The sequence below is a fragment of the Microbispora sp. CA-135349 genome, assembly GCF_050947365.1.
GTDB lineage: Bacteria > Actinomycetota > Actinomycetes > Streptosporangiales > Streptosporangiaceae > Microbispora.
Window position 1 is genome coordinate 8,290,414 of sequence record NZ_CP192001.1, and the last position, 11,765, is coordinate 8,302,178.

Sequence of the window (11,765 nt, forward strand, 5' to 3'; positions counted from 1 at the left end):
CACTGCGGACAGATCGCCGTGGTCTCGGTCGATCGAGTGAAGCGTGCGGCTGACGGTGGCGTGACGTCGATGCTCGCGGCGGTTCCGTAGCATCGACCCGTGGTTGACGGACCCGTGGTTGAGAAAACGGTGCACGCGATCCGGGTGGTCCTGGCCGACGACGAACCGGTGATCCGCGCCGGGGTCCGGGCGATCCTTGCGGCGGACCCCGGCATCGACGTGGTCGCCGAGGCCGCCGGCGGGCGTGAGCTGGTGGACGCCGTCCTGGCGCACCGGCCCGACGTCGCGCTCGTCGACATCCGGATGCCCGGCCTGGACGGGCTGGCCGCCTCTGCCGAGGTGCGCAGGGCCGCTCCCGGCACCGCCGTACTGATCATGACGTCCTTCGGCGAGGACGCCTACATCGCCCGGGCGCTGGGCGACGGTGCGGCGGGGTTCCTGCTGAAGACCGGCGATCCGCGTGAGTTCCCCCTCGGGGTGCGGGCGGCCGCCGAGGGCGGGGCGTACCTGTCGCCGCCGGTGGCCGCGCGCGTCATCCGGGGGCTCGCCGGCGACCGGCTGTCGCGCGCCGCCGCGGCCCGCGAGCGCGTCGCCGCCCTGACCGGCCGGGAGCGCGAGGTGCTCGCCCTGGTCGGCGAGGGCCTGCCGAACGCGGGCATCGCCGCCCGCCTGCACCTCACCGAGGGCAGCGTCAAGACCTACGTGAGCACGATCATGGCCAAGCTCGGCGTGCCCAACCGGGTGCGGGCGGCGCTCATCGCCCACGAGGCGGGGCTGGCGGACGTGCGCTAGTCGCCGCCGATCGGCCTCGGCCTGCGCCGCCGTCGCGCCGGCCGCCGGATGCGGTTCAGCTTCCGAGTACGTGCTCGTAATCGGGCAGGTCCAGGGAGGTGACGGCGGAGCGGCCCTCGGCCCTGGTCCGCAGCGCCGTATCGCCGCGCAACATCGCGTTCCGCGCGTCGAGATGCCGCCGGGTGCGCGGGGCGAGCGCGCTGCCGCCCTCCGTGGCGAGGGCCTGGTTGCGCTCCACGAAGCCCCGGATCGTCTTCTCGTACGCCGCGAAGGCCGCCGCGTGATCGCTCCTGTGGGTGGCCAGCTCACCGGCCAGGACGTACGCACCCACCAGCGACACGCTCGACCCCTGGCCCGACATGAACGACGTCGCGTACGCGGCGTCGCCGACGAGCGCGACCCGGCCGGTGGACCAGGCGGGCATGTGGATCTGGCTGACGATGTCGAAGAACAGGTCGCCGGCCTCGCGCATCGCCGCCACCATCCTGGGGATCTCCCACACGGTGTCGGGGAACGTCGCGGCCACGAGGTCGCGCTGCGCCTGCGGGATGCGGAAGGCCGCGAAGGGTGGTTCGTCCTGCGCGAAGGTCAGGAAGCCGTACACCCGATCGCCGGATTCCTGCGCGTAGAGGGCGGCGGCCCGTCCTGGGGTGTTCCATAACACCGCCTCGTGCTCGAGGCCGAGCTCGTTGGGCAGCGTGAAGACGGCGAAGCAGAAACCGAGATAGCGGTGGTAGCGCTCCTCCGGGCCGAAGGCCAGGCCTCGGGTGTTGGAGTGCAGGCCGTCGGCGCCGATCACCAGGTCGAACGCGCGCCGGGCACCGCTGTCGAAGGTGACCTCCACGTGGCCGCCGCGGTCGTCGAGGGCGGCGATGGAGTCGCCGAACAGGAACTCGGCCTTGTCCCCCACCAGGCCGTATAGGCAGTCGGCCAGATCGCCCCTGCGCACTTCGAGGTCGAGACCCTCGGCGCCGCCGGTGACGGCCTCCGGCCGCAGGCTGGTGAGGACCGAGCCGTCAGTGTCGAGGAAGGTGATCCGGCGGGTGTCCACATGGAGCCGCTGTAAGCGCGCCATCAGGCCCATGCGCTCGACGACGTCGCGTGCGCTGCCGCGGATGTCGATGGGGTACCCTCCCCCGCGCAGGTGGGAGGCCTTCTCCACGACGGTGACCTCGAAGCCGTGGCGGGTCAGCCAGTAGGCCAGCGACGGACCGGCGATACTGGCCCCTGAGATGAGGATCGTGCGGTTCATGCGGAGTCCTTCCTGTCCGTACCTGCCGCAAGCAACAGATGCTTACTTTAGGTATCCTTTGTGCGGACACAATGCCGCCATGAACATCAACACGATCCACCTTATAGATACATGTGTTAAGTATGCAACCGGAGCCGCCGATGAACGCCGAACCCGAGGGCCGCGCCAGCGTGGACGACCAGGTGCTGGCCGTGATGCCCCGCCTCACGCAGCTGGGCAACGCCGTCAGCCGCGGCCGCCTGACCGAGCACGCGATGAAAGCCGCCGGGATCGAGGTGGATCGCCCGGCCTTCTCCGTCCTGATGTCCGTACATCTGGCCGACAAGCCGCTGCGGATCAGCGAGATCGCGGAGAAGATGCAGGTCGTCCAGCCCCACGTCACCCGGCAGGTTCAGCAGTTGGAGCGCCGCGGCCTCGTCCGCCGCATCGGCGACCCGAACGACCGCCGCGTCAGCTTCATCGAGCCGACCGGCGAGGGCACGGCGGCCGCCGACCGCTACGCGCGGACGCTCATCGGCTGGTTCACCGGCGCCATCGCCCACTGGTCGGAGCAGGACCGCGAAGACCTCGGCCGCCTGCTGGCCCGCTTCGCCGACGACGTCACCGCTCACCTGGCCACCCTTGAGGACGGCTGAGCTCACCGCGCCCGCCGTCATCGCCTGAGAGGCGGGACCGGCGGGCGTGCGGTGGTCAGCACCGCCGCCAGCGCCGGGTGTCGCCGCATCGCGGCGACCAGGGCGGTCGCGGGATTCCGCAGGGCCTTCAGGACCAGCGCCGCGGTCACCGCGCCGAACAGCAGCCCCGCCGCCACGTCGTGCGGGTAGTGGACGCCGACGAAAACCCGGGAGAACGCCTCCAGCAGCGCGAGCACCGGCGCCACCACCGCCATACCGCGCCACAGGGCGACCAGTGCGACGGCCGCCGCCGCGGCGAAGGTCGAGTGGTTGCTCGGCAGCGACCAGTCGCCGTACGGCGGGCAGGGCGCCACCGTGACCACGTCGGCGAGGTCCCAGCAGGGGCGCCGCAGCCGCAGGACGCTCTTGACGCCCTCACTCGCGAGATAGGCCCCCACCACCGCGAGCGGTGCGAGCAGCGCGAGCGCCATGCGGCGGTCGTCCCCCCGCCGCGCCCGCCACCAGCCGAAGACGAGGAACGCGAAAAGGAGCGCGGGGACGGCGTCCGTCGCGACCTCCGCCGCGTCGCGCACCCATGCCGGGGTGTGCTGGGCGAACGCGGTGACCTCCCGATACAACTCGGCGCTGATGTCCGGGACGTCCTCGATCTCGTTGCTCACCGGTTCCCCTCCGTGTGCGTGCCGCCGTCCGGCCCATCGACCCTAGAGCCGGGCGGTACGTCGGGCACTTACGGAAAGTCACCGGTGACCCCTCACTTTCGTCAACGGTGCGCCGGGACGGTCGTCTCCTCCTCCTCGCGCGCGCCGGCCGGAACGGCCGTCTCCCTGCGGGTGAACCGCGCGTACGCCAGGGCGGCGCCGCCGATCAGCAGCGGCCAGACGAGGTAGACGCCCGACGCGGCGACCAGCAGGGCGACCGCCACGAGCGCGAGCAGGGCGGCGGCCCTGGCCCGGCCGCGCGGCAGCAGCCGGATGGCGGCCGCCACACCGATCGCGTAGACCACCACGAAGGACCCGTTGGTCATCAGCACCAGCGGACGGATGCCGGTCCCCGCCGCGTACACGACGGCGAGGGCGAGGAAGGACAGCACGGCGACGACCGCGAGGCTGCGCCGGGGCACCTCCCCGGCCACGCTGCCCCGGGAGAGCCAGCCGGGCAGGGCGCCGTCGCGGCCGAGGGCCGCGCCGAGCTTGGCCGCCCCGGCCCAGTACGCGTTCATCGCGCCGAGCGTCAGCAGCAGGGCGGCCACGGCGGCGAGCAGCCGGGCGTTGCCGCCGAGACCGAGGGCCAGCAGGTCGCCGAGGGGCGCCCGCGCGCCTCCGGCGGCCGGGCCGAGGACCGCGACGGTGGCGAAGGCGACCGACAGGTACAGCACGCCGACCAGCACGACGGCGGCCGCGGCGGCCCTGGGCAGGTCCCTGGACGGCCTGCGGAAATCGGCGGCGAGGTGGGTGATCGCCTCCCAGCCGGCGAAGCTCCACACCAGCAGGGCCGCCGCCGGGCCGATCGCCGTCCAGCCGTGCGGGGCGAACGGCCGCAGGTTGGCCGCGTCGGCGTGCGGGAGCGACAACGCGACGGCGACGACGAGCAACGCGACGAGCAGCCCGGCCAGCCCGAGCTGGACCCGGCCGGTCACCCGCAGCCCGGAGGCGTTCGACACGGTCACGACCGTCATCAGCGCCGCCGCCGTCAGCGTCGCGGTGCCGGTGCCGCCGCCCACCGCCGCGGCGACGTATTCGCCGCCGAACAGCGCCGCGGCGGCGGCGCTCGGCGGTATCGCGAAGTAGAAGCACCAGCCGACGACGACGGCGGCCCGGTCCCCGAAGGCGAGGCGGGCATAGGTCGACACGCCTCCGGAGTCCGGATGGCGCGCGCCGAGCGCGGCGAACGCCGCGGCCAGCGGGGCGGACAGCACGACCAGGCCGAGCCAGGCCAGCAACGACGCCGGCCCGGCGGCCTGGGCCGCGAGCGCGGGCAGGGCGATCACGCCCGTGCCGAGCACCGCGCCGACATACATGGCGGTGCCCTGGGCCGCCGTGAGGCGGCCCCCCGGGGCGGCCCCAGATGAGGCGTCACCGGATGAGGCTGCCCCGACTGAGGCCGCCCCGACTGAGGCCGCCCGTGGTGAAACCGTGGGTGTGACGGCAGGGGTGACGCGGGACGTGACGCTCGTCCGAGCCATTCGCGCTCACCTTCCATTCGGCGGAGCATGACCGCACCGACGCTATGAACGCCCTGGTCAACGGGCAAGGAAACAGCCACTACAGTGCGCCGGAAATCATCCGGACGATCGGCGGGAGGTATCGAAAGGTGTAGGTCCGGCCTCTCCCCGCCGGCATCGCGATTCTCATTGTCTGGACATGCGGCGTGGTCCAGGATGGAGGCACTCGTCCGCTTTCTCTCGGGGGGTCCATTGGCGGGAGACCGAAATCCGGGGGCGGCGGTCCCGGACGTCGAGGGTTTCCTGGAAGCGCATCGCGCCGAAATTCTGGAAGCGTACGCACAGAGCCTCGCGGCACTGGACAGCCCGATCAGCCGTGATCCGGTCGCCCTCCGGCAGACGCTGGCCAACGCCGAGCAGATCCTCGACGACGTGGCCGAGACGCTGCGGGCCGGCAGCATCAGGGTGGGCGACTCCCACAAGCTCATCGCGTGGGAGGTGGGCGCGACCAGGGCGGCGACCGGGGTTCACCCGGACGAGTCGCTACGAGCGGCCTCGGTGTGGTTCCAGACGGTGGTGGCCCACCTGCTGGAGCGGATGCCCGGCGACGGCGCGTCGATGCGGCTGTTCGCGCTGGTCGTGCTGGGGCTGGAGCGCAGCGTCACGGCGCGGATCAGGGAGTCGGCGGCCGGCTACTCCAGTTTCCTGCTCGACAAGGTCCGCGAGGCCCAGATCGAGGAGCGCCGCCGAATCGCCCGCGAACTGCACGACCGGATCGGGCACGGCCTCAGCGCCGCCCACCGGCAGCTGGAGCTGTACGACATGCACCGGGCGAGCAAGCCCGCCACGGCGACCGCCAAGGTGGAGACCGCCCAGCGGGCCATCCTGGAGACCATGCGGAACCTGCGCGCGGTCACCGGCGAACTGCACCCGCATGAGCCGCGGGGCAGCCTGGAGAAGGCCCTGCTCTATTACCTCGAAACCGTGGACGTGGACGACGTGGACGTCCGGCTGCGGGTCAGCGGAGACGAGACGTGGGCCTCCCCCGCCGTGCGCGACGAGTCCTTCCTCATCCTGCGCGAGGCGACCAGGAACGCGCTCAGCCACGGCGATCCCACCAAGGTGCTGATCCGGGTCGACTTCGCCCCGCACGAACTGCGGGCGTCCGTGGACGACGACGGCCTGGGCTTCGCCGAGGGGAGCGGCCGGCCGGACGGGGTCGGCCTGCTGTCGATGCGGGAGCGTGCCGCGATCATCGGAGGGACGGCCACCGTCACGAGCAGGCCCGGTCACGGCACACACGTCGAACTGCACGTGCCCTTCTCCCGGCTCGACGGTTGACGGCGGCCGGTGCCCGTCGCACTCCACCGTTGGGTCCGATTCCATCCCGCCCGAGCAGGGGTCTCCCCGGAGGTATCCGATGAGCCGGTCCGGCAGCCCGATCACCATCGCCCTCATCGACGACCACGCGTTGTTCCGGGAGGGCCTGCGCGAAATCCTGGAGGCCCAGGAGGACTTCGAGGTCGTCGGCGAGGCGGGCGACTCCGGCGGAGCGGTGACCCTGGTGGAGCGGGAGCGGCCCGATGTGGTCCTCCTGGACGTCGAGATCCCCGGTGACGACGCCACGCGGACCGTGGCCCGGATGCGCGCGATCTCACCCGAGTCGCAGATCATCATCCTCAGCATGTACGACGGCCCGCAGCTGCTGGGCCGCCTGCTCGCGGCCGGCGTCCGCGGCTACCTGCTGAAAAGCGTGCACCGCCAGGAGCTGATCTCGGCCGTCAAAAGCGTCAGGAACGACCCCGACCGGCTCGTGCTCGCCGTCTCGCGCGACGCGTTCGCCCAGCTGCAGGGGGATGGGATACAGGGGGGCGGGTCGCGGGTGGTGCTGACCGGCAGGGAGCGGGAGATCCTCGAGCTCGCCGCCCAGGCGCTGAGCAACCAGCAGATCGCCACCCGGCTCACCCTCACCGAGGCGACGGTCAAACGGCACCTGCACAACGTCTTCACCAAGCTCGGCGCGGTCTCCCGGATCGACGCGGTCAACAAGGCGCTGGCCGCCTCGCTCATCTCGCCGCACCGCGATCGGCCGACGCCCCGCCCCCGTCCCGAGCCCGGCCTCCGGGGACGGCGCTCGTCTCCCTGAACCGGACCCGGGCGCCGCCGAGGCGCACACGGGTCCGGGCGGCGGGAGTGCTCTCGCCGCCGCCCGGACCTCCGGTCGTACCGTCAGGGGCCGCCGTTCATCAGTGGCCCTTCATCAGGGGCCCTTCATCAGGGGCCGTTTCATCAGGGGTAGCTGACGACGTTCACCGGGACGGTGGCCGTGCCCTGGGCCGCGCCGCCCGTGGTGTTGATCACATGGGCGATCGTTCCCACCCCGCCCAGCGACACGGTGAGCAGGTCGTGGAACTTCACCCCCGATCTGTTCGGGGCCTCGAAACCACGCTCGGCCACGATCGAGGGATCGGTGCTGAAGTTGCAGTAGCTGCCCATGCCCCAGGCCTCGTGGCTGGTCACGGAGTCGGCCACCTTGTAGGCGGCGTAGCCGCGGGTCGAGCCGTTCATCCAGGACGCCTGGTTGGGCGGGTCGTAGGGCAGCTCGTTCTGGAAGAAGATCGTCTTTCCGCCCTGGCCGTTCCAGATCACCTCGTACTTCTTGTAGTGCTCGACGAACAGGCCGTACGCCGTCACGTTGTCGCCGTTGACGATCAGGCCGGTGTCGGCGGGGTTGGTGTTCCAGCCCACGCCCGCGCCGTGGTCGGCCCGCCACGCCCAGATGTGGTCGATGATCGTGTTGTTGCTGTTCACGACCAGGCTGGTCGTGGCCGAGCCGGGGCCCGCGCCGCCGATCCGGAAGAACACGTCCTGGATCGAGGTGGGGTTGCCGGCGTGGCTCGCCGAGGCGCCGTCGGAGCCCACCCGCAGCAGCACCGGCGAGTTGACCGTGCCGGCGTCGAGCAGCAGACCGGCGATCTTCACGCCGTCGACGTCCGCGACGTTCATCGCGACGACCCCGTTGTCCGGGATCAGCGTGGCGTAGCCGAGCCCGAGGACCACGGTGTCCGGCCTGGTCACGTTCAGCGTCTGGTTGAGGTGATAGACGCCCGGCGTGAACAGCAGGTTGAGCCCCTGGCTCAGCGCCTGGTTGAGCGTGGCGGCGCTGTCGGACGGCTTGGCGACGTAGAACTGCGTGAGCGGGATCGACGTGCCGGGGGTCGCGCCGTTCGCCCAGCTCACGCCGCTGGAGTTCGTCCGCAGCGACGGGACGAAGACGCGGTAGGCGCCGCCCGAGTCCACGTACAGGTACGGCTTCTCCCGGGTGACCGGGCTGGTCGCGAGCGTCGTGTACGGCGGGTTCGGGAAGCTCTGCGCCGGAGCGCCGACGACGCCGGAGAACACCATGTTCCAGACGCCGTTGGTCCAGCCGCCGATGGTGCTGTCGCGGGTGAACCACTGCTGCTGGGAGTAGGGGCCGACCGTGCCGTCGATCTTGCTGTCGGCGATGTAGCCGCCGCTGGCCCAGCCGTACCCGTTGGGGGCGAGGTTCAGCCCGCCGCGCACGTGGATCCGCCGGAACGGCGCGGCCTGGGCCACGGCCCACCGGTCGGTGCCGTTGACCGGGACGACGGCCAGGTTCTCCGCCGACCGCCAGAAGTTCTGGGTGGCGTTGCCGTTGAACCACCCGGCGTCGACGGTGATGTCCCCGTTGATCGTGACGTTGTCGGGCGACTGGCCGAGACCGGCGATCGAGGTGTAGAAGCCGATCTGGGCGTTCAGGCCGCTGTAGGTGCCCGGTTTGAACAGCAGCGCGTAGCGCTGGCTGCCGAACTGGTTCGACTCCTGCTGCCTGAAGATGGTGTCGAGCGTGCTCTGGATGCTCGCGCTCGACATCGACGGGTCGAAGATTCTCACGTTCGGCCCGAGGTCGCCGCCGCCCGGAAGGGTGGGGCCGCCGTCGTCACCGCCGCCGGTGGTGTTGACGGCGAACTCCCAGAGCGAGTAGCCGTACGCCGTGGCCCTGGTCAGGCCGTACATCCGCACGTAGCGGCCGGTCGCCGACACGTCGAGCGACTGCGTCCCGCTCACGCCGTTCACCGTGGCGGTCGCGTCCGACCAGGCCGAACCGTCGGCCGACACCTGAATCTTGAAGGTCTGGGCGCGGGCGGCCTCCCAGTTCAGGATCACCTTGCAGATCTGCTGCGAACTGCCGAGATCCACCTGAATCCACTGCGGGTCGCTGAACGCGCTCGACCACCGGGTGCCGGTGTCGCCGTCGAACGCGGCCGACGCCGGGGACGCGGCGTTCTCGGTGGAAGAGGCCGACGACGGCCTGCCCTGCGCGACGTTCGCGGTGCCACAGGCGGTCCCGCCGCCTGAGGCCACGTTGACGGCGAACTCCCAGAGCGAGTAGCCGTACGCCGTGGCCCGGGTGAGGCCGGTCATGCGGACGTAGCGGCCGGTCGCCGACACGTCGAGCGACTGCGTCCCGCTCACGCCGTTCACCGTGGCGGTCGCATCCGACCAGGCAGAACCGTCGGCCGACACCTGAATCTTGAAGGTCTGGGCGCGGGCGGTCTCCCAGTTGAGCACGACCCGGCAGATCTGCTGCGAACTGCCGAGATCCACCTGAATCCACTGCGGGTCGCTGAACGCGCTCGACCACCGGGTGCCGGTGTCGCCGTCGAACGCGGCCGACGCCGGGGACGCGGCGTTCTCGGTGGAAGAGGCCGACGACGGCCTGCCCTGCGCGACGTTGGCCGTGCCGCAGGCCGCCGCCGTGGCGCTGTAGGTGGTGGGGACGACGCCGGTCACGGCCGCGAAGGTCGCCAGCGCGACCAGCCCGGCGGCGACCCGGCCGGAACGTCCGCGCCGCCGGCGCGTGGAGTGAAGCCGTAAGGATGGAGGCATGCACGTCTCCTTGGCTGCGGAGCCCCTCGGGCGAGGGTTCGGGGGATGAGAGAGGTCCAGCGGACTGAGAGTGCGCCCGCTCCTCCGCTTATGTCAAGGCTTATTTCACAGTCAGAAGTATCTCCGGCTTCCACGGCCGCTCGAAAGCCGGTCTCCGGCAGGGCGCCGACCCCCGCGCCCCTCCGGGGCGTCACATCCCACCGGTCGCGCCCTGCCCTTCCGTCGTCGGCCCGGCGAGCAGCCGCTCGGACAGCGCCCACAGACGGTCGGCACGCCCGGCGTCCATCGCGTACGGAAGGTAGTGGCCGCGCGGCGGTGGGCCGTCACCGTGCCACGGCCGGGCGAAGGAGCAGTCTTCCAGGTGTCCCCCGCCGGCACCCGACAGCTCGGGCGCCGTCGCCGCCCACACGGTGGTCGCCGCCCCCTGCTCGGTCACGAACGCGGTGCCCGGCGCGGCGGCGCCAAGACCTTCCGTCATCCCGCCGTCGGCGACCTCGTGCTGTCGCACCAGAGCCGGCACCTCGACGACTCCTCCGTACGGCTGAGCCTCTGTCAGCCGGAACCGGGCTGTCAGGACCGGCTCCACCTGCTCACGCCCGGTGCCGGCGCCGCGGGTTCCTCCCGATGACCGTGCTCGCCCTGCCGGCGGACCCCCGCCTTCCCGCAGGCCCGCGAGTCAGCCCGCGGCGGTGATCCGGGCGACCTGGGGCGCGTTCAGGAACTCCTCGAGCACGAGCGTGGCGGCCCCCAGCGCGACCGCGTCGGGGCCGAGACGGCCCAGGACGATCGACGTCGCGGCGTACGGCTCGGCCAGCGAGTTGTCCGCGGTGGCGCGGCGGATGCCGGGCAGCAGGCTCTCGCCGAGCTGGATCCCCACCCAGCCGCCGATCACGATCTTCTCGGGGTTGACGAGGTTGACCAGGTTGGCCAGGCCGACGCCCAGGTAGGTGACGGTCTCCTCGACCACCGGAGACTTCGACGCGAGCACCTGGGCGAGGTCGTCCTCCCAGTCGCCGCGCGAGGTGACACCCGCCCGGTCGAGGATGGCCTCGATGCCGACGTACGCCTCCAGGCAGCCGCGTCCGCCGCAGCGGCAGGGCCGCCCGTTCGCGACGATCTTCGTGTGGCCCCACTCCCCGGCGCTGCTGCTGACCCCGCGGAACGTGGTGCCGTCGGCCACGATGGTCGCGCCCACGCCCACGCCGAGCAGCACGATGACCGCGTCGGAGGCGCCCCGGCCCGAGCCGAACCACAACTCGGCCTGGCCCATCGTCTTGGCGCCGTTGTCCACGTACAGCGGGAGCGAGGTGCCGCGGCGCAGGAGCGCTCCAAGCGGAACGCCGTCCCAGCCGAAGGTCTTGGCATGGATGACGCCGTCGGCGCCCGGCTCGACGATGCCGGGGACCCCCACACCGATGCCGAGCACCTGCTCGGGCGACACGCCCGCGTCGGACAGCACGACCTCGACGCCCGCGAGGATGTGCCGGGCGATCAGTTCGGGGTCGTGACGGGCCGGCCGCAGCATGTAGTCCACCTTGGCCCGCTCGGTCATCTCCAGGTCGAACAACCCCACCCGCACGTGGGTCTCGGCCACGTCGACGCCCACGGCGAAGCCGTACTCGGGGTTGACCCGCAGCAGCACGCGGGGCCGGCCGCCGTCGGACTCCACCTGGCCCGCCTCGACGACGATGTTCTCGCTCAGCAGGCCGGCGGTCATCGTGCTGACCGTGGCGGCGCTCAGGCCGGTGCGGGCGGTGAGGTCGTTGCGGCTGGTCGGGCCGGAGAAGTAGAGCGCGCGCAGCAACACGGCCCGGTTGCCTCTGCGGATGTCCCGTACCGTCCTGCGCTGAGGCCTCGCCATGACCACCCTCCCCGTCGACACGGTCATCTTAGTTCAGAGGTGAAAACAAGCACCTCCGCCCTTCTCAGGCCTCTGCACGGTCGCATCTCCCGGTTACCCGTCCGTTAAGCCCGCGTGTCGCCCTCGCCCTTCTTCCGGACCCTGAACCAACAC

At 71.8% G+C, this 11,765-nt stretch carries 10 protein-coding genes; 4 read left to right on the forward strand and 6 right to left on the reverse strand.

Going from position 1 to position 11,765, the window contains the following annotated elements:
• Positions 1-99: 99 nt before the first annotated feature.
• On the forward strand, positions 100-792 hold the full coding sequence (locus ACQPZZ_RS38180) for a response regulator transcription factor (protein ID WP_432927175.1): 693 nt from the start codon (positions 100-102) through the stop codon (positions 790-792).
• 55 nt (positions 793-847) lie between these two features.
• On the opposite strand, the gene ACQPZZ_RS38185 is transcribed toward ACQPZZ_RS38180, so the two are convergent.
• On the reverse strand, positions 848-2,044 hold the full coding sequence (locus tag ACQPZZ_RS38185; protein ID WP_432927177.1) for an FAD-dependent monooxygenase: 1,197 nt from the start codon (positions 2,042-2,044) through the stop codon (positions 848-850).
• Positions 2,045-2,184: 140 nt separating this feature from the next.
• Here ACQPZZ_RS38185 and ACQPZZ_RS38190 point away from each other — a divergent pair, with 140 nt between their 5' ends.
• On the forward strand, positions 2,185-2,679 hold the full coding sequence (locus tag ACQPZZ_RS38190; protein ID WP_432927179.1) for a MarR family winged helix-turn-helix transcriptional regulator: 495 nt from the start codon (positions 2,185-2,187) through the stop codon (positions 2,677-2,679).
• A 17-nt stretch (positions 2,680-2,696) separates the two neighbouring features.
• On the opposite strand, the gene ACQPZZ_RS38195 is transcribed toward ACQPZZ_RS38190, so the two are convergent.
• On the reverse strand, positions 2,697-3,338 hold the full coding sequence (locus ACQPZZ_RS38195; RefSeq protein ID WP_432927181.1) for a phosphatase PAP2 family protein: 642 nt from the start codon (positions 3,336-3,338) through the stop codon (positions 2,697-2,699).
• Between the two features lie 101 nt (positions 3,339-3,439).
• Positions 3,440-4,861, reverse strand: coding sequence for an APC family permease (locus ACQPZZ_RS38200; RefSeq protein ID WP_432927183.1), 1,422 nt, complete (start codon positions 4,859-4,861; stop codon positions 3,440-3,442).
• Positions 4,862-5,092: 231 nt separating this feature from the next.
• On the opposite strand from ACQPZZ_RS38200, the gene ACQPZZ_RS38205 reads away from it, so the two are divergent.
• Entirely contained in the window at positions 5,093-6,181 is a 1,089-nt protein-coding gene (locus ACQPZZ_RS38205) for a sensor histidine kinase (RefSeq protein ID WP_432927185.1), read from the forward strand.
• Positions 6,182-6,260: 79 nt separating this feature from the next.
• Complete coding sequence (locus ACQPZZ_RS38210) at positions 6,261-6,986, forward strand: response regulator (protein ID WP_432927187.1); 726 nt, start codon at positions 6,261-6,263, stop codon at positions 6,984-6,986.
• A 143-nt stretch (positions 6,987-7,129) separates the two neighbouring features.
• Here ACQPZZ_RS38210 and ACQPZZ_RS38215 read toward each other — a convergent pair whose 3' ends face one another.
• From ACQPZZ_RS38215 to ACQPZZ_RS38225, 3 genes are all read right to left on the reverse strand, one after another.
• A complete protein-coding gene (locus ACQPZZ_RS38215; protein ID WP_432927189.1) occupies positions 7,130-9,751 on the reverse strand; it encodes a discoidin domain-containing protein in 2,622 nt (873 codons plus the stop codon).
• Between the two features lie 190 nt (positions 9,752-9,941).
• On the reverse strand, positions 9,942-10,259 hold the full coding sequence (locus ACQPZZ_RS38220) for a hypothetical protein (protein ID WP_432927191.1): 318 nt from the start codon (positions 10,257-10,259) through the stop codon (positions 9,942-9,944).
• Positions 10,260-10,427: 168 nt separating this feature from the next.
• Positions 10,428-11,612: an ROK family protein gene (locus ACQPZZ_RS38225; protein ID WP_363642173.1), complete on the reverse strand. Its 1,185-nt coding sequence runs from the start codon at positions 11,610-11,612 to the stop codon at positions 10,428-10,430.
• Positions 11,613-11,765: the final 153 nt, after the last annotated feature.

What these genes read in the sequence shown, in the direction of transcription:
- ACQPZZ_RS38185 (WP_432927177.1), bottom strand. Translation starts at nt 2,044, where the DNA reads ATGAACCGCACGATCCTCATCTCAGGGGCCAGTATCGCCGGTCCGTCG.
- ACQPZZ_RS38190 (WP_432927179.1), top strand. Translation starts at nt 2,185, where the DNA reads ATGAACGCCGAACCCGAGGGCCGCGCCAGCGTGGACGACCAGGTGCTG.
- ACQPZZ_RS38200 (WP_432927183.1), bottom strand. Translation starts at nt 4,861, where the DNA reads ATGGCTCGGACGAGCGTCACGTCCCGCGTCACCCCTGCCGTCACACCC.
- ACQPZZ_RS38210 (WP_432927187.1), top strand. Translation starts at nt 6,261, where the DNA reads ATGAGCCGGTCCGGCAGCCCGATCACCATCGCCCTCATCGACGACCAC.
- ACQPZZ_RS38215 (WP_432927189.1), bottom strand. Translation starts at nt 9,751, where the DNA reads ATGCCTCCATCCTTACGGCTTCACTCCACGCGCCGGCGGCGCGGACGT.
- ACQPZZ_RS38225 (WP_363642173.1), bottom strand. Translation starts at nt 11,612, where the DNA reads ATGGCGAGGCCTCAGCGCAGGACGGTACGGGACATCCGCAGAGGCAAC.